General features: G+C 67.0%; 24 protein-coding genes. 5 read left to right on the forward strand and 19 right to left on the reverse strand.

The window, feature by feature from the left end:
* The 12 genes from Q0996_RS10690 to Q0996_RS10745 form a co-directional block, all read right to left on the reverse strand.
* The coding region (locus Q0996_RS10690; protein WP_299618860.1) for a glycerol-3-phosphate dehydrogenase at positions 1-981 on the reverse strand (981 nt) is incomplete at its 3' end.
* Positions 982-988: 7 nt separating this feature from the next.
* On the reverse strand, positions 989-2,029 hold the full coding sequence (locus Q0996_RS10695; RefSeq protein WP_299618863.1) for a 2-hydroxyacid dehydrogenase: 1,041 nt from the start codon (positions 2,027-2,029) through the stop codon (positions 989-991).
* Positions 2,026-3,585 carry an FGGY-family carbohydrate kinase gene (locus Q0996_RS10700; RefSeq protein WP_299618866.1) on the reverse strand — a complete coding sequence of 520 codons (1,560 nt, stop codon included), beginning with the start codon at positions 3,583-3,585 and terminating at the stop codon, positions 2,026-2,028. Before Q0996_RS10700 ends, Q0996_RS10695 begins: the two co-directional genes overlap by 4 nt.
* Positions 3,582-4,709 (reverse strand): ABC transporter ATP-binding protein, encoded by a 1,128-nt coding sequence (locus Q0996_RS10705; protein ID WP_299618869.1) that lies wholly within the window; start codon positions 4,707-4,709, stop codon positions 3,582-3,584. Before Q0996_RS10705 ends, Q0996_RS10700 begins: the two co-directional genes overlap by 4 nt.
* The gene (locus Q0996_RS10710) at positions 4,706-5,815 is read right to left on the reverse strand and encodes an ABC transporter ATP-binding protein (RefSeq protein WP_299618872.1); all 1,110 of its coding nucleotides are present in this window, start codon (positions 5,813-5,815) and stop codon (positions 4,706-4,708) included. Before Q0996_RS10710 ends, Q0996_RS10705 begins: the two co-directional genes overlap by 4 nt.
* Positions 5,816-5,819: 4 nt before the next feature.
* Complete coding sequence (locus Q0996_RS10715) at positions 5,820-6,677, reverse strand: carbohydrate ABC transporter permease (protein ID WP_299618875.1); 858 nt, start codon at positions 6,675-6,677, stop codon at positions 5,820-5,822.
* 3 nt (positions 6,678-6,680) lie between these two features.
* Entirely contained in the window at positions 6,681-7,604 is a 924-nt protein-coding gene (locus tag Q0996_RS10720; protein ID WP_299618878.1) for a carbohydrate ABC transporter permease, read from the reverse strand.
* A gap of 123 nt (positions 7,605-7,727) precedes the next feature.
* Positions 7,728-9,170: an extracellular solute-binding protein gene (locus Q0996_RS10725; protein WP_299618881.1), complete on the reverse strand. Its 1,443-nt coding sequence runs from the start codon at positions 9,168-9,170 to the stop codon at positions 7,728-7,730.
* A gap of 51 nt (positions 9,171-9,221) precedes the next feature.
* The gene (locus tag Q0996_RS10730; RefSeq protein ID WP_299618884.1) at positions 9,222-10,148 is read right to left on the reverse strand and encodes a sugar-binding transcriptional regulator; all 927 of its coding nucleotides are present in this window, start codon (positions 10,146-10,148) and stop codon (positions 9,222-9,224) included.
* A 280-nt stretch (positions 10,149-10,428) separates the two neighbouring features.
* The gene (locus Q0996_RS10735) at positions 10,429-11,409 is read right to left on the reverse strand and encodes an acyl-CoA desaturase (protein WP_299618886.1); all 981 of its coding nucleotides are present in this window, start codon (positions 11,407-11,409) and stop codon (positions 10,429-10,431) included.
* 27 nt (positions 11,410-11,436) lie between these two features.
* Positions 11,437-11,961, reverse strand: coding sequence for a hypothetical protein (locus tag Q0996_RS10740; RefSeq protein WP_299618888.1), 525 nt, complete (start codon positions 11,959-11,961; stop codon positions 11,437-11,439).
* Positions 11,958-12,263: a metalloregulator ArsR/SmtB family transcription factor gene (locus Q0996_RS10745; RefSeq protein ID WP_299618890.1), complete on the reverse strand. Its 306-nt coding sequence runs from the start codon at positions 12,261-12,263 to the stop codon at positions 11,958-11,960. The genes Q0996_RS10740 and Q0996_RS10745 overlap by 4 nt, the downstream gene beginning before the upstream one ends.
* A gap of 192 nt (positions 12,264-12,455) precedes the next feature.
* Between Q0996_RS10745 and Q0996_RS10750 the strand changes: the two genes are divergently transcribed.
* Together Q0996_RS10750 and Q0996_RS10755 are read left to right on the forward strand one after the other, a co-directional pair.
* The gene (locus Q0996_RS10750; protein WP_299618893.1) at positions 12,456-13,493 is read left to right on the forward strand and encodes a zinc-binding dehydrogenase; all 1,038 of its coding nucleotides are present in this window, start codon (positions 12,456-12,458) and stop codon (positions 13,491-13,493) included.
* 184 nt (positions 13,494-13,677) lie between these two features.
* On the forward strand, positions 13,678-14,703 hold the full coding sequence (locus tag Q0996_RS10755) for a LacI family DNA-binding transcriptional regulator (protein WP_299618895.1): 1,026 nt from the start codon (positions 13,678-13,680) through the stop codon (positions 14,701-14,703).
* A gap of 12 nt (positions 14,704-14,715) precedes the next feature.
* On the opposite strand, the gene Q0996_RS10760 is transcribed toward Q0996_RS10755, so the two are convergent.
* The gene (locus Q0996_RS10760) at positions 14,716-15,861 is read right to left on the reverse strand and encodes a Gfo/Idh/MocA family protein (RefSeq protein ID WP_299618898.1); all 1,146 of its coding nucleotides are present in this window, start codon (positions 15,859-15,861) and stop codon (positions 14,716-14,718) included.
* A gap of 14 nt (positions 15,862-15,875) precedes the next feature.
* Positions 15,876-16,772, reverse strand: a complete 897-nt coding sequence (locus Q0996_RS10765) for a TIM barrel protein (protein ID WP_299618901.1) — start codon at positions 16,770-16,772, stop codon at positions 15,876-15,878.
* Between the two features lie 138 nt (positions 16,773-16,910).
* Here Q0996_RS10765 and iolC point away from each other — a divergent pair, with 138 nt between their 5' ends.
* From iolC to Q0996_RS10780, 3 genes are read left to right on the forward strand one after another with little or no spacing between them, the layout of a single operon-like run.
* On the forward strand, positions 16,911-17,978 hold the full coding sequence (gene iolC / locus Q0996_RS10770; RefSeq protein ID WP_299618904.1) for a 5-dehydro-2-deoxygluconokinase: 1,068 nt from the start codon (positions 16,911-16,913) through the stop codon (positions 17,976-17,978).
* 3 nt (positions 17,979-17,981) lie between these two features.
* Positions 17,982-18,821 carry a 5-deoxy-glucuronate isomerase gene (locus Q0996_RS10775; protein ID WP_299618906.1) on the forward strand — a complete coding sequence of 280 codons (840 nt, stop codon included), beginning with the start codon at positions 17,982-17,984 and terminating at the stop codon, positions 18,819-18,821.
* The gene (locus Q0996_RS10780) at positions 18,822-19,673 is read left to right on the forward strand and encodes a class II fructose-bisphosphate aldolase (protein WP_299618909.1); all 852 of its coding nucleotides are present in this window, start codon (positions 18,822-18,824) and stop codon (positions 19,671-19,673) included. It abuts the gene before it with no gap.
* Between the two features lie 11 nt (positions 19,674-19,684).
* On the opposite strand, the gene Q0996_RS10785 is transcribed toward Q0996_RS10780, so the two are convergent.
* Genes Q0996_RS10785 through Q0996_RS10805 form a run of 5 tightly spaced genes read right to left on the reverse strand, consistent with a single transcriptional unit; the run spans position 19,685 to position 25,012 of the window.
* Positions 19,685-20,101 (reverse strand): DUF126 domain-containing protein, encoded by a 417-nt coding sequence (locus tag Q0996_RS10785; RefSeq protein WP_299618912.1) that lies wholly within the window; start codon positions 20,099-20,101, stop codon positions 19,685-19,687.
* Between the two features lie 4 nt (positions 20,102-20,105).
* Positions 20,106-21,365, reverse strand: a complete 1,260-nt coding sequence (locus Q0996_RS10790; protein ID WP_299618915.1) for an aconitase X catalytic domain-containing protein — start codon at positions 21,363-21,365, stop codon at positions 20,106-20,108.
* A gap of 3 nt (positions 21,366-21,368) precedes the next feature.
* The gene (locus Q0996_RS10795; protein WP_299618918.1) at positions 21,369-22,187 is read right to left on the reverse strand and encodes an aspartate dehydrogenase domain-containing protein; all 819 of its coding nucleotides are present in this window, start codon (positions 22,185-22,187) and stop codon (positions 21,369-21,371) included.
* On the reverse strand, positions 22,184-23,305 hold the full coding sequence (locus tag Q0996_RS10800) for an enolase C-terminal domain-like protein (RefSeq protein WP_299618921.1): 1,122 nt from the start codon (positions 23,303-23,305) through the stop codon (positions 22,184-22,186). The genes Q0996_RS10795 and Q0996_RS10800 overlap by 4 nt, the downstream gene beginning before the upstream one ends.
* Complete coding sequence (locus Q0996_RS10805) at positions 23,306-25,012, reverse strand: thiamine pyrophosphate-binding protein (protein ID WP_299618923.1); 1,707 nt, start codon at positions 25,010-25,012, stop codon at positions 23,306-23,308.
* Positions 25,013-25,132 lie beyond the last annotated feature (120 nt).

The raw sequence follows: 25,132 nt of genomic DNA on the forward strand, positions 1-25,132 counted from the left end.
CGGGCGGACCCCGGAGTAGGCGGTGATGACATCGCCCGCCGAGAGTTCCGTCCGGAAGTAGCGGTTCAGGATGGCGAGCAGATAGTCGACCTCGCCGCCGTCGATGGCCACATCCTCCGGGCGCTCGCCATAGGGCACGTCGGTGGTTCCCACCAGGGCCAGGTCGTCGAAGTAGGGATTGACGAAGATCAGGCGCTTGTCGTGAGCCTGGAGCACGTAGCCATGGTCGCCGCTCCACCAGCGCTTCAGGATGATGTGGCTGCCTTTGACGAGCCGCACGTGCCGCCGGGCATTGACGCCGGCGACGGTGCCCAGCACCTGTTCCACCCAGGGCCCGGCGGCATTGACGATGGCGCGGGCGCTCACTTCCCGCAGGGCTCCGCTTTCCATGTCCCGCAGGCTGACAAGCCAGGCTCCTTGGTCATCTCGGCGCGCCGAAACGCATGCGGTGCGAGTCAGCACCTCGGCACCGTGCCGTGCTGCGTCGACGGCATTGAGCACCACCAGCCGGGCATCGTCGACCCAGACGTCCCAGTAGGCGAAAGCCCTGGAGAAATCGTCGCGCAGCACCGTACCTTCCGGTGACCGGCGCAGGTCGACGGCGCTGGTCGCCGGGATGCGCTTGCGCCCGCCGAGGTGGTCGTAGAGGAACAGGCCGAGACGGATCAGCCAGCGCGGGCGCTGCTCCGGGCTGTGGGGCAGGACCAGGCGCATGGGCCAGGTGAGCTGCGGGGCGATTTGGAGCAGCACCTCGCGCTCGATCAGGGCCTCGCGCACCAGGCGGAACTCGTAGTACTCCAGGTAACGCAGTCCGCCGTGAATGTACTTGCCGGAGCGCGAGGAGGTGCCTTCGGCGAGATCGCCCTTCTCGCAGAGCAGGACGCTGAGGCCGCGGCCCGCGGCGTCCCGCGCCAGGCCGGCCCCATTGACGCCGCCGCCGACAACGAGAAGATCCACGGGGTCATTGGCGGCGGTCTTCATCGGCGCTTCAGCAGGGATTGAGGGGCGGTTCGCCCGCGATCCAGCGCCGCACCTCCTCGGCCGCCTTGGCGGCGGCGATGCGCACGGTCTTGAGGGAGGCGCCGGCGATGTGGGGCGTCAGGGTGACGTTGGGCAGGCTGAGCAGCGGCCAGTCGGCGGGTACCGGCTCGATGGCGAAGGTCTCCAACATCGCCCCGCCGAGATGGCCCGAAGAGAGCGCCTCGTAGAGCGCGTCGTAGTCCATCAGCGGGCCGCGCGCGGTGTTGACGATCACCGATCCCGGCCGCATGGCGGCGAAGGCGGCGGCGTCCATCATCCCCCGCGTCTCCTCGGTCACCCGCGGGTGCAGCGTCACCACGTCGGACTCGGCGAGAAGCTGGTTCAGTTCGACCATCGTCACGCCGGCGGCCGCGTCGTCGGGCAGCAACTGCACGTAGGGATCTGTGACCAGGATGCTGCAGCCGAAGGCGCGCAGCAGCCGCACCACCCGGGTGCCGATGTTGCCGTAGCCGATGACGCCGACGGTCATCTCCGAAAGCTCATCGCCGGTCACGTCGGCGCGGTAGAGGTCGCCGCGGAACTCGCCGCGGCGCAAGGCATCGTGACCCTTGGTGATGTTGCGGGTTTCGGCCAGGATGGCGCCGATGGTGAACTCCGCCACCGCCGAGGCGTTGCGGCCCGGCGTGTTGACCACGGTGACGCCGTGCCTGGCCGCCGCGCCCATGTCGATGTTCACGGGCCCGCCGCGGGAGACGGCGACCAGTCTGAGGTCTGGCATGGCCGCGAACATGGCGGCGGAGAGGGGGGCGAGGTGGGTGACCAGCACCGGCGCCGGGCCGATGTGCGCGATCACCTCGTCCGGATCGCCCATGTATTCCTTGAGACCGTCCATGCCCGCTTTGGCGTAGCCGTGCTCCATGGGCTCGTCCGGCCAGGGCAGGTCGAGGCCGTGGCAGCGAACCTTCGCGCCACAGGCTTCCTGGAGTGCCTCTTCGAACAGGGCCGAGAGCATGAAGCGGTCGCCGATGATCGCGATCTCCGTGGTCATGACAGGGCTCTCCGCGCGTCGACCATCCCGGCCCAGGCCGGGACCATCGCCTGGCGCGTCGCCAAATAGACCTCGTAGAGCGCGTCATAGATCCCGGTGAGCTGTGGGTCCGGCGGTTCCTCCGGCTGCAGCAGCGGTGTCACCCAGGCCTCGGTGCAGGCGTCGATGTCGGGGTAGAGGCCCTGTTGCACGGCGGCGATCATCACCGCCCCGGCGGCGCCGGCCTCCTCCTGAGCGACGGTGCGCACCGGGCGGCCTAGGGCCGCCGCCAGGATCCTGCGCAGGCCGGCGGAACGGGCGGCGCCGCCCGAAAGACGGATCTCGCCGGGCATCGGCCCCATGGCCGCATAGCAGTCCCGCGCCGCCAGGGCGAGCCCCTCGTAGACCGCGCGGATCAGCCCGAACCAGCCGGTGCTCTGCTGCAGTCCGGTGAAGCTCGCCCTTGCGTTGGGCTCCACGAAGGGCCCCCGCTCGCCGGCGGCGGAGATGTAGGGATGATAGAGCGCGGCGCCGGGCTGGGCGTCCATGACCCGCTCGTCCAGCCCGCCCAGCAGCTCCTCCAGGCTGCGCTCGACGCCCTCGGCGGCCAGGATCTCCCGGGCGAGACCGAGCACCCAGTCGATGTTCAGGGTCGCGGCCATGTTGGTCTGCATCTGGGCATAGGCGCGGCCCGGAAAGCCCATGGTGTAGCCGCAGCGCTGATCGTTCAGCACCACGGCATCGGCATCCGGGGCGAAGCGCATGTGCATGCCGGTGCTGCCCAGCAGGGTCAGGCCGGGCTGGACCCGCGCGTCGTGCAGCCCCGCGGCCATGGCACAGCACATGACATCGACATAGGCGAGGGTGACCGGCAGGCCCTGGGGCAGGCCCGTCGCCGCCGCGGCCTCGTCGGTCAGCGCGTCCGCGTGCACCGCGCCGTCGACGATGGGCGGCAGCAGCCGGCGCAGATCGCTGAGACCCAGCGCCTGCAGCACCTCTTCGGAATACTGTCTGGTTCGGAAATCGCCGAAGGTGAAAACGCTCTCGGTGGGATCGGCGACACGCCGGCCGGTGAGCTTGAAGTAGAGCCAGTCCTTGCAGTGCAGGGCCGTTTCGGCGCGCTCCAGAAGTTCCGGCTGGTGGCGCCTGATCCAGGTCAGATGGGTGCGCATCTGGCAGACGTTCACCCCGGCACCGGTGGTGCGGTAGATCAACTCCATGCCGTCGGAGTCCGCGATCTCCCGCGCTTCCACGACCGCACGGCCGTCCAGCCACAGCCAGCCGTCATGCACCGGCTCCCCGGCGCCGTCGATCAGCCAGCAGCCGTCGCCCTGGCCGGTGACGGAGAGGGCCAGGGCACGGCCGGAGAGGTTCTCGACCTTCTCTCCCAGATCGCGCAGCACGGCGACGGTGTCGTCCCAGGTGCGGCGCATGTCCTGTTCGACGCCGCCGTTGGGCAGCGTGACGTAGTGGTTGCGGCGGCTGACCATGGCGATCTCGTGGCCGGTGAGATCGAAGGCGACCGCCTTGATGACCGAAGTCCCTGCATCGATGCCGATCAGAAGATCGCCGGTCACGCCAGGGCTCCGCCGTGGCTGATGGCCGCGCCGGTCTCGGTGTCGAAGACGTGAAGGTTCGCCGAGTCCAGCACCACCCCGATGACGTCGCCCTTCGCGTAGCGTGTACGCTCGTGCTCGACCGACACGATCGAGCCGCCGGCGAAGCGCGCGGCGATGTGGGTCTGGTCGCCAAGCCACTGGTTGGCCGTCACCTCAGCCTGCGCACCCTCGGACGATATGCGCACGGCGTGGGGCCGTACGCCGATCGTGACCTGGGGTTTCTTGGCCAGCGCGGCCCGCAGCGCCAGGGAGAACTCGTTCTCGGCATAATCCAGGGCGACGCCGCCGCCGAGGCCGAAGTTGATCCGTCCGTTGTCGCTGCGCACCTCGGCCTCGAAGACGTTCATCGGCGGCTCACCGATGAAGGCGCCGGTGAAGAGGTTGGCGGGGCGGTCCTTCAGGTTGGCCGGCGTGTCGAACTGCTGCATCACACCGCCTTCCATCACCGCGATGCGGTCGGCCAGGGCGTTGGCCTCGGTCTGGTCGTGGGTGACGAGAATCGCCGTCAGGCCACGCTCCTTGATGAAATGCTTGATCCGCCCGCGCAGCAGGGCACGGAGCTGCGGTTCGAGCTGACCCATGGGCTCGTCCAGCAGATGCAGGTCGGCATCGCGGATCAGCGCCCGCCCCAGGCTCGCGCGCTGCTGCTGGCCGCCGGAGATCGAGCTGGGATAGCGCTCCAGCACGTCCTCGATTTCGAGGAGCTGGGCGATCTCGCCCACCCGCCGCTCGACCTCGCGCTTGTCGAGGGACAGCGACTTGAGGGCGAAGGCGATGTTGTCGCGCACCGTCAGCGGCGGATAGAGGGAGTAGCCCTCGAAGGCCATGGCGACGTTGCGCTTGGCCGGCGCCAGGCGGTGGATCTCCCGCCCGTTGACGCCGATGGCGCCTTTGGAGACCTCCTCGAAGCCGGCGATCATCCTCAGCGTCGAGGTCTTGCCGCAGCCGGAGGAGCCGAGGAGCGCGACGATCTCGCCCTTACTCACCGCCATGTCGAAGGCGCGCACGGCGTGCACCTCGTTGGCGCCGCCGGGGTTGTAGAACTTGTCGACGGAGCGCAGTTCCAGCAGTGCCTCGCTCATGCCGCCGCCTCGCTGGTGCCGCCGCCCTGGTCCGGCACGATCCGCGACTGGGTGGCGCGGTCGAACAGCAGGGCTTCGGACGACTCGACCTCGATGCTGGTCTTGCCCTCGCTGGGCGCCTCGGTGCCCGCCGGCCGCGATATCAGGATCTCGCGGCCCCGTTCGGTCACCACCAGGGTCACCGTCTTTTCGTTGAAGGGGGTCTCCGCCTCGATGGTGACCGGGATGCCGTCCTGGCTTTCAGCGAAGCGCAGGGACTCAGGCCGCAGGCCGAGCACGCAGTCCTTGCCGACGGCCGCCTCCAGGCCGCCATCCAAGGGCACCCTCTGGCCGGAAAGTCGGACGAAAACCCCGCCGCCGTCCTTCTCCGGCACGACATCGAGCAGGTTGATGGTGGGGTCGCCGAAGAGGCGCGCGATCTCGATGGAGGCGGGCCGGCGGTAGATGTCCTCCGGCGTGCCCGCCTGGGTGATCTGCCCTGCCGAGAGCACGGCGATCCGGTCTCCCAGGGCCATGGCCTCCTTGTAGTCCTGGGTGACGTAGATGACGGTGGCGCCCTGGTCCGCCAGCAGGCGGGGCAGTTCCAGGCGCATCTCGAAGCGCAGCTTGGCATCGACGTTGCGCAGCGGATCGTCGAGCAGCAACAGGCTGGGGGCCGCTGCCAGAGCGCGGGCGAGGGCGGTGCGCTGCTTCTGGCCGTTGGAGAGGGCGCGGGGCGCATGGCTCAGCACGTGGTCGATCTTCAGCAGCTTGGCGACGCGCTCCACGTCCTCGCGGATCCGGTCGCGGGGCAGCTTTCGGGCGGCCAGCGGACTGGCGATGTTGTCGAAGGCCGTCATATGCGGGAAGAGGGCGAAGTTCTGGAAGGCCATGCCGATGCCGCGGTGCTCCGGCGGCACCTCCCGCATTTCATGACCGCCGATCAGGATGTGCCCGTCCTCCGGCTCTTCCGCCCCGGCGATGCAGCGCAGCAGAACGGTCTTGCCCGACCCGGAAGGGCCGAAGAGCACCAGGGTCCGGCCTTCCTCGACGGTGAAGCCGACGTCGTCCAGAACGGTTTCGCTCTTGAACCGCTTGGTCAGGTTTTCGATGCGCAGCTCCGGCATGGCCTCACCCCTTCACCGCGCCGAGCGACAGACCCTCGACGAGGTAGCGCTGGGCATAGAGGGCGAGCGCCAGGGTCGGCGCGATGGAGAGCACGACCGCCGCGGCGATCTGGCCGTACTGGATGCCCGAGGCGGTGACGAAGGCCAGGGCGCCGACGGTCACCGGCTGCTTGTCCGCCGAAGCCAGCACCAGGGCGAAGATGAAGTTGTTCCAGGCAAAGATGAAGGCGAGCAGGCCCGCCGCGGCGATGCCGGGCCCGGCCAGCGGCAGGGCGATGCGCCGGAAGGTGGAGAGCCAGGAGTGTCCGGCGATGCGGTAGGCGTTCTCCAGATCAGGGCTGATGTCCTCGAAGTAGCCGCGGACGATCCAGAGGATCAGCGGCAGACAGATCAACTGATAGACCCAGATCAGCCCGAAGTAGGTGTTGGCCAGGCCGATGTCCTGGAAGTAGATGGTCAGCGGCAGCAGCACCAGCAGCGGCGGCGCGAAGCGGAACGACAGCAGCGTGAAGGCGATGTCCTCCGAACCGCGGAACTTGTGGCGGGCGAAGGCATAGGCGGCGGGCACCCCCAGCAGCAGGGCGACGGCCACCGAGCAGACCGACAGCAGGATCGAGTTCCAGAGGTTGCGCATGAAGGCGATATCCATGGACGCGACATGGGAGTCCAGCTTGCCGGTGATGATGGCGACGTAGTTCTTCAGGGTCGGCTCGAAGACCATGGAGGGCGGGCTGCGCAGGATGGTCTCGTTGGTCTGCAGGCTCATGAGCACGATCCAGAAGATCGGGAACATGAAGAACAGCACCACTAGGGTCAGGGCGATCCCCCGCAGCCACTTCTCGGTGAGCGACATGTGGTCCATGGCTCAGGCCTCCCCCCGGGCGCGCTCGCGCAGCCGCAGCCAGGACTTGATGAAGAAGTAGGACAGGAAATAGGTGACCACCCAGAGGATCATCAGGAGCGCCGCCGAGCGCCCGACGTTGGTCGACTGGAAGAAGTTCAGATAGGCCTCCACCTGGAAGACCATCAGCGTGTCGCCCGGCCCGCCCTGGGTGAGGGCGTAGATGATGTCGAACTGCTGGATCGAGTCCAGCAGGCGGAACAGACAGGCGGTGAGGATATAGGGCGAGAGCATCGGCAGGGTGATGCGCCAGAACTGCTGGAAGCGCGGCACGCCGTCCAGCGCCGCCGCCTCGAAGGGCTGGGTCGGCAGGGAGCGCAGCCCGGCCAGCAGCAGGATCATCATGAAGGGCGTGTAGACCCAGATATCGACCAGCACCACCGTCAGCAACGCCGTGTCGGGCGAGGAGCCCCAGCGGAAATCCGGAAGGCCGACCAGGGACGCGAAGTAGCTGAGGATACCGAAGTTCGGATTGGTCATCAGCTTCCACATCAGCGCTGCCAGGGCCGGCGCCGTCATCAGCGGCATCAACAGCATGATGGAGATGAAGTTATTGATGCGGCTGCGCCGTCTCAGCAGCAGCGCGATGCCGAGGCCGAGCAGAAGCTCCAGACCCACGGTCAGAAAGGCGTAGGTCAGGGAGATCTGCAGGGTGTTCCAGAAGTCCGGGTCGGAGAGGAAGTTGACGTAGTTCTCCCCCCAGTTCATGCCCCGGTTCCAGGGCTGGGAGAGGCGGAAGCGCTGCAGCGAGTAATAGACCGCCGTGAAGAAGGGCACGAGGATGGCGATGCAGACCAGAAGCGCCGGCAGACTCAGGAGATAGGGCAGGGCGCGGCGCGAGACCGCGAAGCGCCGGCGCGGGACGGAGATGTCGCTCAGCGTCGCCATGGGGAGGACCCTTCGAGTTCTTCAGTGACCTACCTTAACCGATCCCAACTCTGCGCGGCATCGGGTTTGACAGGTCGCAGAAGCGGAAGGCGGCCCGCCGCGGGAGCGGGCCGCCTCGCAGGCTCAGCCGAGGCCGGCGTCCTTGAGCTGACGGTTGACGCTGTCGGCCAGTTGGTCGAGGCCTTCGTCCACCGGCAGTTCCTTCGCCACCATCTTCTGCAGGCTGGAGGCCCACTCCGTGGTGAGGTCGAAGAACAGCGGCTGGGCGGTGAACTTGATGCTCGCCCCCGGTGCCGAGAGGTCGTGCATGGCGACATAGCCCGGATAGCTCTTGTCCAGCCGTTCGCGGAAGCCCGCGTCGGCCCAGACCGATTCCCGCACCGGATTGACGAAATCCATCTGGGTGGCGCCGAAGAGGCCATGCTCCGGCCCGGAGGCCCACTGGATGAAGTACCAGGCCGCGTCCTTCTTGGTGGAGAAGTTGGACATGGAGAGCGACCAGATCCAGATGTTGGGCGTCGGCGCCGAGGCCGCGGGGTTGGCCGCGAAGGGGGCATAGGCCAGCTTGCCGGCCATGGCGTTACCGCCGCCGTTCATGAAGTAGCCCAGGATGTCGGCGTCGAAGATCATCGCCGACTTGCCGGCGCCGAGATCGGTGCCGACCTGATACCAGGTGTGGGACGACCAGTCGGCCGCACCGCTTTCCTGGATCATCCGTACCCAGTCGGCGTGGAAGGCCTTGGAGCCGGCGGTGTTCATGGCGGCGGAGAGTTTGCCGTCGGCGGCGACGTTCAGGTCCTTCTCGTTGAAGTTGGCATAGGCCGAGAGGAAGCCCGGGTGGATTGTCGCCCAGCTCCGCGAGCCGCGCACGCCGATGCCGTAGACGCCGTCGATCTCCTTGGTGGCCTTGGCCGCCACCTCGATCAGCTCGGACATGTTGGTCGGCACCGAGGCGCCGATCTGCTTCAGCATGCCCTCGTTGTAGGCGAGGTTGTTCTGCTCGTAGCCCCAGGGCACGCACCACTGCTTGGCGTCGGGGGAGCCGAGCTCGCCGCCGGGCCGACCGTTCCAGGCGCAGGACTTGCGCACGCCTTCCAGCATGTCTTCCCAGTTATAGGTGGGCGAGGTTTTGCCGCTGTCCTGGATCCACTCGTTAAGGTCGGGGATCCAGCCGGCGGGCCCGTAGGTCCAGGTCATGTAGGCGCCGGTCATGAAGGCGTCGTACTCGCTGGAGCGCGAGGAGAGGGCGGCGGTCACCTTGTCGAAGTAGACGTCCTCGGGGAAGACGTCGTAGCTCACTTCCATCCCGGTGAGGGACTTGAAGTTCTCCAGGTTGGCGATCATCGCATCGGTGTAGGGATGCTTGTTGAGCAGCAGCTTGACGCCGGTGCCGGCGTGCTTCTTCCAATCGAAGTCGGCGGCCATCGCCTGGGTCGAGACCATGTTCACCAGCACCCCGGCCGTGCCGGCGGAGACGCCCAGAGCAGCGAGGCCGCGGATCAAACTGCGGCGGCTCATCTGCCCACGGCGGAACGCGTCAATGAGATCCTTTTCTTTCTCGTACATTGTGTTCCTCCCGTTTGCTCATCTTATCTCGACTGTGGCCGACGGCCCGGCTCACAGCTCCTCGACAAGGCGTCGAGCGGTCGCCTCATCGACAATCAATCCACTAAGCAGTCCGCTGCGCAGGGCCGCGCGGATGGCTTCGAACTTGACCAGGCCGCCGGCGATGGCGACCACCTCGCGGCCGCGCATGGTTTCCAGGGCAGGGGCCATGACTTTTTCGTCGGATGCGGCGGGCAGCGGCGCGCCGTCCACGGTCAGGAACTGGCCGAGGATTTCCGCGGCCGCGCCCATTCGGCGCAGTTCGTCGATGGCATCCGGCCCGTCCAGGGCGGCGGCGGAGGCGCTGCCGGCGGTGTGGTCGACGTTGCCGATCCCGACGATGACCAGCGAGGCCTCGGCGATCAGTTCCATGGTCGCCGCAAGGCCGGACTGCGCCAGCATCACCCGCTTGTCCTCGGCGGAGTTGGCGAACAGCGGCGCGGGCATCAAGTAAGCCTCGGCGTTGGTCTTGCGCGCCAGATTGTGGATCACGTCGTAGGGGTTGGCGGCGTAGCTGCGTGTCAGGCCGCCCAGCATGGAGACGAAGCGCGCGCCCTCGCTCGGCGTGCGCCCCATGGCGTCCACCGAGGCGGCAATGGTGCGGCCGTGGCCGATGCCGATTACCTCGTGGGCGCCGGAGGCCAGGACCTGCATCAGATAGTCGGCGCCGACCGTGCTGAGCGCCCTCAGGGGCAGGGGGCCGGTCTCCAGCGCCTCCATGGCGACCCGGCAGGCGGAAAGGCCGTAGGCCGCCATCAGCCGGGTTTCCAGGGCGACGCAATCTACGGACTCGATATCGACGAAGACCCGGACCAGGCCTTCGTTCTGGGCGCGGGCGATGTAGCGGTGGGCGCGGGTGTTGGGGACGCTGAGGCGCTTGGCGACCTCGCTCTGGGTCAGCCCGCCGACGAAATGCAGCCACGCCGCCCGGGCCGCCATTTCGGTCTCCTGGCGGGCGTTTGCGCTCCCCAATCTTGTCGGTGTCGACATCGCCGCCCGATCAAGTCATTCTTGAAAATATTTTCGTTATTGGAATTTTTTTCAAAACAGCGACGAATGTCAACGCTTATTGCTGTGCACAGCCCGCAATCGCCGACTTTCCCGCTTTACGGGCTGCTCACAGCCATGACTCCGGGCCGCATGGTCAGGACTGCGGCTTCAAGGTAAAGCTGTTCAGTCTGACCGGCAGTCACCTCGGTTCCGGAAGCCTCGTGTTTGTCTACTTCGTCATGCTCGACAAGGCTTCTTGGCCCGGTGCCGCTGCCGCCAGCGCGCGGTCAGTTATCGGTGAGATGCCCGGGCGCGGCGGAAGGTTCTTTGGAAGCTTCACGTTCCACGCCAGCCCCAGCCACTGAAGCAGGCGAATGAACTGCCATCCGAGATCGATCTGACCGGGATAGTGGCCGTGCCGCGCAGAGTTGGGAAAGGCATGATGGTTGTTGTGCCAGGACTCCCCCATGGTGGGAATGGCGAGCCAAGGAACGTTGTAAGCCTGGATCACTGCGCCGTCGACGAGCCAGTCTTGGGGCCCCTTGGTATGCGCGTGATAGGAGATGGCCCAGTGCAGAGTCGTACAGGCGGCGACACGCACGCAGACACCCCAGATGACCCACGGCAGGCCACCCAGAAGATAGAGGACAATGGCGATGGGTATCTGGTGAAGCATCCAGGTGCGCTGCAGGAAAGCCACGTAGCGGTCTTGCGAGATCTCGGGACCGGGATCGAATCCGGGCGGATTCTTAAGCTGGAGTTTGAAGTTGAGGTAATAGAACCCGTCGACGAGGACCGGCAGTTCGTGGCGCAGATACCAATGGCAGTCCGGCTGTCGCTGTGCCCAGTCTCGGCTGTCGTGATAGCGGATCGTCCACAGGGGGCCGCCCATGCCGACGGCCGTACCCAACCACAGCATGATGCGTTCCAACCATTTGGGACACTCGAAGCTGCGGTGAATCAGGCGGCGATGAAAGCCAACCGAATGGCCGGCGCAAAGTGTAACGCTGGCAAGCACGCAAAACGCGCCGAGGGCGCCCCACTCGAAGGTGAGGGGTGCTGCGACTATGGCGGCACCGAACATGCCCGTGTTCCACAGCGACCGCGGAGGGTCCCAGACAACCTCTCCTTCCACGGGGTCCGCCTGGTCGAGGCCGGTGAGCGAGTTGACCTTATAGGGGTCTTGATTCGTCGATTTGCCGTCACTCATGGGTGTTCTTTCTCTCAGAGGCGTCGATCAAGGAACCGGGCCAAGGAACCGGGCGGCCTTGCCACCCAGGCGAACGATCTGTCGCAGTCTCTGCGGGGAAAGACGGCCGGCCTGAGAGTCGATCGCCGCAAGGTCCTCGACGAGGGTGAGCAGCTTCCCGATCTGCATGTCGACTCTGCGGTCCGCGGATCGGTCCGTTGCAGACTCTCTGCGACAGTCACGCAGCAATTGAAGCGCCGGCGCCAATTCACGGCGGCGGCGTTCCTCCAGAGCCCGCATCATCACGGTCCAGGGATCGCTGTCGGTTTGCCAATGTTCCGGTGCAGTCGATTCAACGAGCCCGAAGGCCTCCAGCCACGCCATGGCTTCCTTCAGCGAATCAGGGTCCAGCTCCAGGGCTTGACAGATTTCGTTCTCCCGCAGGGGCCGCCCGGCGAGGAAAAGGTATCCATGGACACGGCAGGGGAGAGGAGGGTTCCCCCAGCGCCCGCCGAGCTCCCCGAGGAAGTCGACCAGGCGCATTGTCGCGGGAGTCAGGGCCGAAGACGTCATTCGTCGTCTTTCCTTTCCTTTCTTTTCGCAGCGATGCGCCGGGCGTCGGGGCAGAAGGGGGTAAGGAAGCCATAGAGCGCATTGGCGAGGCTGTCGGCTGCAACGCTGTAAATCACGAATTGCCCGCGCTTTTGCTCATGCACCAGGCCGGCTTCTTTCAGCACCGAAAGATGCTTCGAGATTGATGGGGTCGCCATGTCGAACTGGGCCGCGATCTCTCCCACAGTCATGGGTCCCCCGGCGAGATGGTTGAGGATCCGGCGCCGCGGCTCGGAAGACAGGGCTTTGAAGGCGTTGGACATAGATATTTTCCTAATTTGGAAAATATCTAATTGCAAGAGGAAACTCTGCTGCTCCTATGAGTGGTGGACGGAGCACCGGGCAGACCCGGCGAATTCGTTGTCGATCTTCAGGCAGGCTTGTGGCTTGCTGGGTAGCGGACCTGGGCGAGGGCCGAACCCTCGTTCCCGTAACGCAGTGAACCGAGGAGCGGCATGAAGGCGGCGGTACTCGAAGAGTGGAAAAGTCTTGCCGTGCGCCAGGTGCGCGATCCGGAGCCGTCGGCGGGCGAGGCGCTGATCAAGGTCGGCTATACAGGGATCTGCGGGTCGGACGCGCACATCTTCAACGGTGACATTCCCATCGCCCGCACACCGGTGATCCCCGGCCACGAGTTCATGGGCACCATTGCCGCCATCGAGGGGCAGGCGGAAGAGGGCCTGGCTCCCGGCCGGCGGGTCGCCGTGCATCCGCTGGTCTCCTGCGGGGTTTGCGTCGCCTGCCGGCGCGGCCATCCCCACGTTTGCGAGAAGCTGGTGGTGATCGGCGTCAACCGGGACGGCGCCTTCGCCGAGTATGTCAGCGTGCCAGCGGAGCGCTTGATCCCGCTGGGCGACGATCTGCCCGACGAAGTGGCGGCGCTCACCGAACCCTTCGCGGTCGGCTTTCACGCCTGCAAGCGCGCGGACCTGAAACCGGGCGAGCGGGTTCTGGTGATCGGCGGCGGGCCCATCGGGCTCTTCGCGGCCATGGTGGCCCGGCGCCAGGGCGCCGTCGACATCGCCATCACCGAGCCCATGGCGGCGCGGCGCGCCTTCGTGGAGAGTCACGGCTTTGCCGCCTTCGATCCGATCAATGACGCCTGCCTGTCGAAGCTCGCCGCGCAAAGCGCGGGGGAGGGCTTCGATGTGGTGATCGAAACCTCCGGCGTCGACGCCGGCCTCCGCTGCGCTGTCGAGGCCGCCTCGCCACGGGGCCGGATCGTGTCCCTCGGCTTTCCGGCGGAGAGGTTCGCCCGCTACAACGTCACCTTCGCCATCATGAAGGAACTGAGCTTCATCGGCAGCCGGGTCTACCCGCGCCAGGAATTCTGCGAGACGGTGCAGCTGCTCACAGAGGCGGTGCGTGACGGCGAGATCGCTTTCGACCGTCTGATCATGGACGTGCGGGGTCTCGAGGACCTGGAGCGGTCGATCCTCGGCGTCGCCGAGGGGAGGGAGCGCGGAAAGATCCTGATCCGCCCGTCCAACTGATCGGGAAAACTGATCCGCCCCTCGGGGAATCGCGGTTCAGCCGGTTGTGACCTGCAATCGGTTGCAAGGCGTGGTCTCACAGCGCAGAGTTGTGACCGCTGGCGCCGTGGCCGAAGATGGCACCTAGCGAATCGCTGTCCGGGCCGATGGTCGGCCCGGGCCTTGGGACGGAGGAGGACCGGCCTTGGATCGGGCCATACGCGGCGAGACGCGCGTGACCTTGCGGGAGGTGGCGGAGGCGGCCGGGGTCTCCCGCTCGGCCGTGTCGCGCACCTTCACCGAAGGGGCCAGCGTCTCCACTCGGACGCGCAAGAAGGTGGAAAAGGCGGCGCGCGAACTGGGCTACCGTCCCAACGTGCTGGCCCGCAGCCTCACCACGAAGCGCACTGCCCTGATCGGCCTGATCTCCAACAACTTCCAGAACCCGGCCTTCATGGAGATCTTCGATCTCTTTACTGCGGGACTGCAAGACCGGGGGCTGAGGCCCTTGCTGGTCAACCTTTCAGACGACAGGCAGGCCGAGGCGTCCCTGGAGTTGCTCATGCAGTATAGCGTCGACGGCGTCATCGTCGCCTCCTCGACCTTGCCGGCGCATTTCTCCACGACCCTGGCGGAGGCCCGGCTGCCGGTGGTTCACGCCTTCGGCAAGCCGAGCGCTTCGTTCGACGTGAACGTTGTCGGAGCCGACAACGTGCGCGGCGGCGCGCTTGCGGCGGATCTGCTGGTGGAGCGGGGCTATCGCTCGATCGCCTTCCTCGGCGGACCCAAGATGGCCTCCTCGACCAAGGACAGGCTTCAGGGCTTCAGGCAACGCCTGGGCCGCGCCGGCCTCAAGATCGCGAAGATCCGCTATGCGGAAACCTACGGCTACGAGGCCGGGCGCAAGACCATGGCGGCGCTGCTCGACGAGGCGACCGCCGAAGCCGTCTTCTGCGGCGACGACATTCTCTGCATGGGCGCGCGGGACACCTGCCGCGCCCGGGGGCTGGCCGTTCCCGGGGATATCGGGCTGATCGGATTCAATGACATCGCCATGGCGGGCTGGGAGGGCTACCGCCTGACCACCGTGCACCAGCCGATCCATGACATCATCGTCAGCGCGGTGGAACTGATCGTCAGCCAGGTCGAGGAGCCGAACCGCGCGGCAGAGGCGCGCATCTTTCCCTGCCGTATGGTCGAGCGCGACACGATCCGTCCCCACGCGGAGTGAGGGCGCCGGCTGTCAGGCGGAGACGTCGGTCCAGGCACCGCCGGCCTTAGCCGAGGCGGCGGCGGCGTGTATGGCGGCGATGCTGTGCAGGCCCTCGGCCGCCGACGGAAAGTGCAGGCAATCCGGATCGGGGTTCCTGTCGTCCTTTCGGGCGCGGATCACCTCCGCCAGGTCGGCGTAGATGTTGCCGAAGGCCCCGAACATGCCTTCGGCGTGCCCGACCACCAGTCGCGAGGCGCGCTGGGCCGCCGGCGCGAGGCCCGAGCCGCCGCGCTCCAGGATGCGCGTCGCCTCGTTCAGCGGTGTCCAGCGCAGTTGGTTGGGCTGTTCCTGCGCCCAACTGAGGCCGCCCTTTTCGCCGAAGACCTGCAAGGTAAGCCCGTGCATCCGCCCGACCGCAACGGCGCTGGTCCAGAGCCGTCCGACCGCCCCCTCGGACATGCGAAAGGCGATCTGCGCGTCGTCTTCCAGCGCACGCCCCTCGATGCAGGAGGCGAAGTCGGCGGAGAGGCGGGTGACCGCCTGCCCGGTGACGAAGCAGGCCATGTGCAGCGCATGGCTGCCGGCGTCGGCCAGCACCGAGGAGACGCCGGCCTGCGCCGGGTCATAGCGCCAGCGCACCCGCGGGTTGTCGGCGTCGTCTGCGTCAGCATGGAAGCCGTGGGCGAATTCCGCCACCACCAGGCGGACACGCCCAAGGTCCCCACCGGCGACCATGGCGCGCATCTGGCGCACCAGGGGATAGCCGGAATAGCCGTAGTTCACGGCGCAGAGGCGGCGGTTCTTCTGGGCGATGGCGACGATTTCCTCGGCCTCGGCAAGCGTGGTGGTCATCGGCTTTTCGCAGAGCACGTCGAAGCCCGCCTCCAGCAAGGCCTTGGTGATCTCGAAGTGTGTCTGGTTCGGCGTTGCGACGGTCACCAGATCCAAGCGATCCGACCGCTTCGATTCGCTTTCCAGCATCTCCCGCCAGTCGCCGTAGGCCCGGTCGCGCGCGGCACCCAGTGCGAGCGCGAAGGCGCGCGCCCGCGCGGGGTCTATGTCCAGGGCGCCCGCGGCTAAGACGAAGGCGCCGTCCAGCCCCGCGGCAGTGCGATGGGCTCTGCCGATCTGGCTGTCTTCGCCGCCGCCGATGAGGCCCCAGGCAAGCTTGCTCATGAACGCTCCAAGGCTCACTGCGCGAGGCCGACCTCGCGCAGATAGGCAAGGCTCGCCCGCGCGTCGTCGACCGGCGATGTGGCGCCCGCGGGGTCGCAGTCCTGTTCCACCGTCGCCCAGCCCTCGAAGTCCTCGGCGATCATCGCTTCGCGGAGCCGCGCAAAGTCGACGGAGCCTTGACCGAGGGTGCAGAACAGGCCCTGGGCGCAGGCGTCGTAGAAGCCGATCCTCTCTTCGATCACTTTGGATTTCATGCTCGGGTCAACGTCCTTGAAGTGAAGATAGCAGATGCGCTCGGCATGGCGCTTGTAGAAGTCCACCGGATCGAAACCCGCGTAGACACAGTGGCCGGTGTCCAGGCAGATCGAGAGCAGCGTCTCGTCGACTTCCTCCAGCGCGCGCTCCAGTTCGTCTTCGAACTCGCAGAATCCGGCGGCGTGGGCGTGCAGGCCGACGGTGAGGCCATAGTCCTCCCGGCCCATGCGGGCGACGCTGCGAAGGCGCTCGACGAAGCCGCGCCAGTCGTCGCCGGCCAGGCGCTCGGCCTCTTCGGGGCGGCCTGCCGTCGGGGCCCGGCTGGCGGCGATGGAATCGATCAGGACCAGCAGCTTGGCGCCGTGCGCGGCCAGGGACGCGCAGGTGCGCCGGCTGGCATCCAGCACCTCGTCCCACTTGGAAGGATCGTGAAAGGGGCGAAAGACAATCCCGCCGATCAGCGAAAGATTCCATTCCGCGAGGCTTTCGCGCAGCACCGCGGGGTCTTCCGGCATGTAGCCGATGGGCCCGAGTTCGATGCCGTCGTAGCCGGCCGCTGCCGCCTGGTCGAGAACCCGCTGCCAGGGCGGATTGCGGGGATCTTCCGCGAACTCGACGCCCCAGGAACAGGGCGCGTTGCCGATGGAAAGCTGCACGTGACTCTCCTTGTCGATCTCAGTTCGACGCCCAGTGGCTGCATTCCGGCTCTCATTCTGCAACCGGTTGCAAGCGTTCTATCCGACATATAGGATCGCCCGTCAAGCATCCAGCGCGGCCTTGCCCCGGGAGCGGGCGTGCCCTCGGTCGCGACGGGAGATGCGGTGGTGGCGCAAGGCGACGAGACGATCCCCCTGACCATGACGGAGCCCTTGGCGATACAACGGTTCGACCGAAGGCGCCCTCTCGGGGCGCTGGTGCTGGGCCGCGCTGGTATGGATCTCTATCCCGCAGAGAGCGGCGGCAAGATCGAGGAGGCGGCGTCCTTTACCAGCGATGTCGGCGGCTCCGCCGGCAACATCGCGGTGGCGCTCGCCAGACTGGGGGTCAAGGTGGGTTTGCTGAGCACGCTCTCCGAGGATCCGGTGGGCCGCTTCGTGCGCCGGCGCCTGAACGCCCTCGGCGTGGACACCCGCTACGTCCGTTCGGTCCCCGGCGATCCGCGGACCAGCCTTGCGTTTGCCGAGGTGCGCGCCGAGGACTGCGAGGTCACGATCTACCGCAACAACGCCGCCGACCTGCAGCTCACTCTGGACGAGTCCCTTGGGGCCAGCGTCGCCGAGGCCAGCGCGCTGATCGTCACGGGCACGGCGCTGGTTGCGGAGCCCTCGCGCAGCGCGACCCTGGCGCTGCTGGCCGCGGCCCGGGCGGCCGATACGGTGACGATCTTCGACCTGGACTACCGCGCCTATGCCTGGCGCTCGCGCGCCGAAACCGCCGCGGTCTATGGCGAGGCCGCCGCCCTCAGCGATCTGATCGTCGGCAACGCAGAGGAGTTCGCCGTCTTCGCCGAGGATGGCGACGGCGAGGCCGCGGCGGCAGCGCTGACGGCAGAGGCCGGGCGCGGCGTCCTCCTGAAGCGCGGGGTGGGCGGCGCCTCCCTGCTGACGGCAGGCGCGCGCATGGACAGCGGCATCTTCCCCGTAACGGCGCTGAAGCCTTACGGCGCCGGCGATGCCTTCATGGGCGGCCTGGTTGCCGCACTCCTGACCGACGCAAGCCCGGAGGACGCGATCCGCCAGGGCTCCGCCGCGGCGGCCGTGGTGGTCTCCCGCCGGGGCTGCGCCTCGGCCATGCCCGACACCGCCGAACTCACCGCCTTCTTGTCGTCCCACCGGATGACCCGCAATCCCACGAGGACCTGAGCGATGCACATCCAGCCCTACGACAACCGGAACGATCCGATCATCGGCGCCGACCATGAGCGGGTGCCCCTGGTCTATATGAACATCGTCAAGCTGAAGCAGGGGGAGCGCTTCGACTATGCCGTCGAAGGCTACGAGACCTGTTGCGTGCCGGCCCACGGCACCATCGATGTGAGCGTCGGCAACCAGCACTTCGAAGCGCTGGGCGACCGCGCCTCGATCTGGGAGGGCGATCCCTCCGGCGTTTACGTGCCCAGCGGGCGGGAGGCCGGCTTCACCTGCGTGTCGGAAGACACCGAGGTCTTCATCGCCGGCGCTAGGTTCGACGAGGTGTTGGAGCCCTTCGCCGTGCGCTCGAACGAGATCGACCCGGTGCAGTACGGCTCCGACGAGACCAAGACCCACCGCAAGATCAAACACATCCTCGGCCAGAAGCAGGCCGGTCGGGTGGGGCGGCTTCTGGTCAGCGAGCTGTTCACCGTCGGCGCCGGCGGCTGGTCGGGCTTTCCCTCCCACAAACACGAGAACGACGCGCTGCCCGACGAGACCCGCCACGACGAGGTCTACAACTTCCGCTTCAACCCGGACTGGGGCTTCGGCGCGCAGTTCCATCAGCGCGAGGGCGAGGAGTTCGGGCAGTGCTATCACGTGAAGAACGGCTCCACCTTCGTCATCGACGGCGGCTATCACCCGAGTGTCGCGGCGCCCGGATACGAGATGTACTACTTCACCATCCTCGGGGGACTGTCGCAGCGTCCGCTGGTGCAGAACTTCCAGCCTGAACACGCCTATCAGGTGGAAACCATCCCGGGCATCAAGGACATGATCGCCAAGTTCAAGTAGATGCTGGTCAATCTCTCAGAAATCCTCCAGCCGGCGCTGGAAGGCCGCTACGCCGTAGGCTGCTTCAACGTCTTCGGCTACGAAGACGCCCGCGCCGTGGTGCAGGCCGCGGAACGGCTGGAAGCGCCGGTGATCCTTTCGGCCAACCTGGACCTGCGGCAGTTCATGCCGGTGAAGATGGTGGCGGAGCTGTTCCGCGGTTTGGCCGAGGAGGCGCGGGTGCCGGTCTGCGTCCATCTCGATCACACCTATGCGGTGGACGATGTCATGGATGCCATCGATCTGGGATTCAGCTCGGTCATGATCGACGGCTCCCAACTGCCGCTCGAAGAGAACATCGCCGCCGTCAAGCGGGTGGTCGCCTATGCCCGTGCCCGGAGCGTGTCGGTGGAGGCGGAGATCGGCTCGGTGCCCTATGCCGAGGGCCGCGACCATATCAGGTCGGAACTGACCGATCCGGATGAGGCCCGCCGCCTGGCCGAGGAGGGTGGGCTCGATGCGCTGGCTGTTTCCGTCGGCAACGTCCACCGGCTGACCGCGCCCGGCGCCACCGTCGCCTTCGACCGGCTGAAGGAGATCGAAGCCCTGGTGCGCCTGCCGCTGGTCATTCACGGCACCTCGGGCCTCTACGAGGACGATATCCGCAGGCTGGCGCGGACCCGGGTCTGCAAGTTCAATATCGGCACGGTGCTGCGCCAGGCCTTCGGCGCCAGCCTGCGCCAGGCCTTCACCGATGACGCGGCGATCTACGACCGCCTCGACCTCATGAAGATCGCCATGCCGGCGGTGCAGAAAGAGGCGGAGCGCATGATCACCCTGCTGGGCTGGCCTGGCTCGGGCAAGACCCTCTGACCGCTACCGGGTCACAGCAAGCGAACGGTGCCTTCGTCGCCATCCACCTCGAGCATGGCGCCAGCGGCGACCTCCGCGGCGAGTTGCTTTGCCATGCCGGAGACGATCGGCACTTCGGAAAGGATGGCGCCCTGGACCACGGAAGGGTCGGGCAGGTCGTCGGTGACGATGGCCACGGGGTGGGTGTTATGCTGCTTGAGCTGATAGAGGAATCGCCAGGCGCCGGCGGAGCCGCGGGTCGCCGGCACGATCAGCACCTTGCCGGTGACCGACTGGCCGCGCAGATCGCTCATCTCCCCCACCACCGCGCCGCTGCGGATGTCCGCATCGCCGAGAAAGGAAAAGGCGGTCCTTGAGGGCAGGGCGGGCCCCGATGCGCGCCCGCGCACGATGGCCCTGCCGCGCCATTCCCTGGGCGCGCCGCTCATGACCTCAAAACCGCGGGACGAAGCGTCCGCTCACCGCTGACTCGACCGCCCGTTCGGTGGAGGTCAGCAGGGTCGGACAGTGGATCATGTCGCGGACATAGCGCGCCTGCTTGGCGGAGTCGACGACGATGGTCCGCAACTGTGGCGGAACCACCCCCAGCGTGGGGTCCGGCGAGCAGGTGCGGGCGAAGTGGCAGGAAATCGGGCAGGTGTCGGCGATCACCTTCGCTCCGGCGGCGAGAATCGGACCCAGCAGCCCTGCATCCGCTGCCATCTGGCGGACGTGGCGGTTGGTGGTCACCCAGAGCTCGATCCCGTCGCGCACTTTGCGACCGTCGAGCAGCGCCGCGTAGTGCTTCATCTCCTCGAAGGAGGCATGGGGGCAGCCCAGGTGAACGATGTCGAAGTCCTCCGCCGCGCCGGTGCAGAATTCATCGTAGATCCGCCGCACATCCGCGTCCCTGATGGTCAGGCTAGGAAGGTTCTCTGGCGCCGCTTCGCTGTCCTCCGTGTACGGCGGGGTGACGCCGGGAAGGATGAACATGGCGACGCCGCCGGAGGTCGCCATGCCGACGCCGAGGGCGTCCAGCTCGTCGAGATCGGGCCGCGCCGCCAAGCCGCCGATCCAGGGGATGCCGTTGGTCACCTCGGCCCCGATGGCATAGCCCAGGGCGGTGAAGTCCGTCGTGCCTTCGGGCTTCGCCTCCACGACCGCGCGGTGGGTGGCCTTGCGCTTGCTGTCGAGGTGCAGGCCGAAGCGCGGATAGCGGCCGGTGATCCCGGCATAGACGGCGAAGAAACCGTCGCGATTGGACTTCGCCCCCAGGACCGAGTTGGCGAAGATAGTCACGCCGCTTTCGATGGAGGCGATGTGCATGTTCCAGGTGGGCCAGTGGCCCGCCCAGTATGGCGTACAGGTGAAGCAGTTGGCGCTGCCCATGGCCTTGTGGGCCTGTTCGGCGCGCTGCTGAAGCCGCGCCAGGCCTTCGGGGGCATGGGTGTCCTGCCAGTTGCCCATGTCGGCGTTGGCGATGTTGGTAGAAACCGGTACCCGCATCTGCGCGCCTTTCCCGGCCAGGTCTTCCATCAGCTCCACGTCGCCCAGGTACATGGCCATGCCGGCGTGAACGTGGGCATAGCCGATGTCCACCATGTCCGGCGCATCGAAGGCCTCCCCCAACTGGATCAGCGCTTCCATGGCCTGGCGCGGCACCGGGCCGTCCCGCCCGTCGAGCAACGCACGGTCGTGGTCGGAGAGTTCCATGGCTCAGCTTCCCACCCGCAGAGACGCACGAAGTTGCCTTAGCGCCGCGACGATGCTCGGCGCGACGATGCGGCTGGTGCGGTTGTTCTCCGGCGAGGGGAAGTTCTGGGAGGTCATCTCCAAGTCTACCACGTCGGCCTTCACCCGGATGGTGTGGCGCGCGCCGGGCAGGCGGCCGTCCGCCTGGATCTCCACGAGGGTCTTGTCGAGCCCGACCCCGGCGAGGCTGAGGGAGACGGCGACGTTGAAGTGGCGGGGGAAGTGCCGGGCGGCCTCGCGCGCCGAGCCGGAGAAGACGGGAACCGGCTCTGACTCTGCGCGGTCGAGGTTGATGCCGTGGTCGGCGATATAGGCCTCGTGGACCAGAGACTGCGGCAGAATGCGGGAGATCAGCCGCACCTCCTCAATGGTGCCTTCCCGCGCCGCCCGCAGGATGTCGAGGCCGGGCAGGGTGCCGCCGGCGATCTGCAGCGTCGCCCCCTGCTCCTGGGCCAGGTCGACGAGATCGAGATTCACCGCCAGGGCGCCGACGCTGACCGCGATGACATGGGCGCCGGCCTTCAGCGCGGGCTCCACCACATCGCGAAAACTGTCATAGGTGGCCGCTTCCACCACGATGGCCGCATGGTCCGGCGCTTCGTTTGGTGCGATGACCGGCACGTTGAGGCCCAAGGCCGCGGCCTTCTTGCGCGCTTTCGCCGGGTCTCTGGCGGCAATCGCGGCGATCTCCAGCGCGTCGTCGCCGTCGGCCTGGACCTTGCGGACGATCTGCTCGCCGACATTGCCGAAGCCGCAGAGAACGAAGCGCGTGACGCCCGTCATTCGAAGAGGTCCAGCCGGTATTTGGCCAGTTTGTCCCGATCCACCGTCACGCCGAGACCCGGCGTCGTGGGGACCTGCACCTTGCCTCCCGAAACCGGGAAGGGTTCGGCGAGGATGTCCTTCTGCAGGTAGTAGGTGGACATGTAGAACTCGCAGCCCAGCAGCAGGTCCGGAACCGCCGCCATCAGGTGGGCGCCGGCGGCATGGGCGATGCCGGTTTCGAACATGCAGCCGCCGTAGACCTCGATCCCGGCGGCCCGGGCGATGGCGGCGACCTCCAGGGCGCGGCGGATGCCGCCGGACTTCATGATCTTCAGCGCGAAGATGTCGGCGATCCGCATCTGGGCGCCAAGCAGCGCCTCGCGCGGATCGAAGACCGACTCGTCGGCCATGATCGGCGTGTCGGTGGCGCGGGTGATCTCGGCCAGCGCCGCGCGCTCGTGCATCTTCACCGGCTGTTCGATGAAGGCCGGCGCGAAGGCCTCCAGATCGCGGATGCGGCGCTGCGCATCGAAGGCGGGAAGCCCCTGATTGTAATCGATCCGCAGGGAGATGCCGTCGCCGTAGATCTCCCGCAGCTTCTCCAGGCGCATCAGGTCGAAGGCATGGCCGTCGAATCCGGTCTTCAGCTTGAACAGCCGCACGCCGTCGTCATGGAGCGCCGCGATATCGTCGAGGTCCTTCTCGAAGTCCGCATTGGCGACGGAGAAGCTGAGCGGCATCTCCGTACGCTGACGCCCGCCGACGAGTTCGGCGACGGAAAGACCGCTGATTTGTCCGGTGATGTCGAGCAGCGCCGATTCCAGTGCCGCCTTGGCTTCATTGTGGCCGACGATGACCTTGCCGACGGTGTTGAGGAGCGCTTCCACCTGCACGGGGTCCTGGCCCTGCAGGTGCGGGCGCATGTGGACATGCAGGGCGGCGGCGTTGCCCTCCGCCGTGCCGGTGAAGACCGGCCAGGGCGAGGCCTCACCCCAGCCCGTGATCCCCGTGTCGGTGACGATTTCCAGCAGAACGGATCTGATGCCGGCGACATCGCCGCTGCCGTGGGAATGCACCGCCTTGGCCGGCACGGAGACCGAATGGACGCGGATATCCCTGATCCGATGATCGCCCATCTACGCGATCCATTCGCTGACCGGTGCCTTGGCCTCGTGTAGGGGTTGGCTGATGACGTCGACCAGGGTCGGGCCGTCGTGAGCGACCGCTTCCTTCAATACGCCCTGGAGCTGTTCGGGGTCTTCCACCTTCCAGGACTTAACGCCGAACGCCGCTGCGACGGCGGCATGGTCGGTGCGCGAGAAGTCGACCGAGAAATAGCGCTCCTCGAACCCGCTGCGCTGTCCGGCCTTGATCCAGCCATAGACCGAGTTGGAAAAGACGATAAAGGTGATGGGCATCGACTTGCGCACCACGGTCTCCAACTCGCCGCAGGTGAAGCCGAAGCTGCCGTCGCCCATCAGGGCCACGACCTTCTTGCCGGGCAGGCCGACCTGGACCCCCATGGCGGCGGACAGCGAGTAGCCGAGCGCGCCGTGGGCACGGTTCGAAAACAGCGTGCGGCCGCTGGTGCGGACCTCGTAGAAGGCGGAGATGTAGGGGCAGGGCGTGCCCGGGTCGCCCACCAGAATGGCATCGTCGTCCAGCACCCGGCGCAGATCGGCGATGGTCCGCTCCGGCTTGATCGGCCGCTCCGCGCTGGCTGCGAGCTGTTGGAACTCGGACCACTTGCGGTCCTTGGCTTTCGCGACCGCCGCGGCGCCACCGAAACCCGGCACCGAGCCGTTGCGGGTCGTCAGTGCCGCGTTCAGGGCCTCCAGAGCGAGGCGGGCGTCGGAGACGACGGCGACCTCGGTCTTGTAGGACGACGCCATCACTTCCGGGTCGCTGTCGATGTGGACGATGCGCGTGCCCTTTTTGGGGACCCGCCAGAGTTCGGTCGTCACTGATCCCGCCCGGCAGCCGATGAAGATCACCAAGTCCGCCTTGTTCACCAGCTCGCGGGTCGCCGGCACGCCGCCGTTGGAGCCGACCACGCCGACGCAGTTGGGGTGGCTCTCGGCAATGGTGCCCTGGCCGGAGATGGTCGTGGCCACCGCGATGTCGAGGGCCTCGACGAAGCTCCGCAACGCCGTCTCGCCGCGGGCGATGACCGTCCCGCCGCCGGCGACGATGACCGGGAAGCGTGCGGAAAGAATGGCCTCCACCGCCGCCTCGATCTGTGCCGGGTCGGGGCCGAAGGGGTAGGCCGGAAAGGCGCCATGGGCCTGGTCCGCCCAGATCTGGTCGGGATCAGCGGGGCCACGCTGCACATCGATGGGAAAACCCAGATGGGCCGCGCCCGGCCGCCCAGTCGTCATCTTGCGAAAGGCGGTGCGCACCATGTCGGGCACCGCATCGGAATGATTGATCACCGCGTTCCACTTGGTCAGCGGACGCATCAGTCCTTCCTGATCCAGCTCGGTCAGCGGGTAGTGGCCGCGCGAACGGGTGCCGACGTCTGAGGTGATGGCCAGGACCGGGATGGACGACTCGTTGGCTTCCACGAGTCCCGGAAGGATGTAGGTGGCACCGCCGCCGGAAGGGCCTTCGCAGACACCCACCTTGCCGGTGACGCGCGCATAGCCGTCCGCCATGTAGGCGGCGCAGCGTTCGTCGCGGGTCAGGATGTGTTCGATGTCGTGGTCGAGCCGGTAGAGGGCGTCATAGAGGGGCAGGGTGGTGTCCCCGCAGAGGCCGAAGATGTGCCGGACGCCGTGTGCCTCCAGCATGCGGACCATCGCCTCCGCACCGTTCATCGTATTGCTTTGTGCGCTGGTAGCCACGCCGTTCGCTTCCTGTCGTGGATGGGACTTTGGACGTTGACTAATTGTGCGCCAATCTGTATACCAAATGGAATTCCGCGTCAAATCCTATCTCCCGGAGGTTTGCACGCGGCCAAGAAC

Source organism: Pelagibius sp., from assembly GCF_028289705.1.
In the GTDB taxonomy this organism is placed as follows: domain Bacteria; phylum Pseudomonadota; class Alphaproteobacteria; order Kiloniellales; family Kiloniellaceae; genus Pelagibius.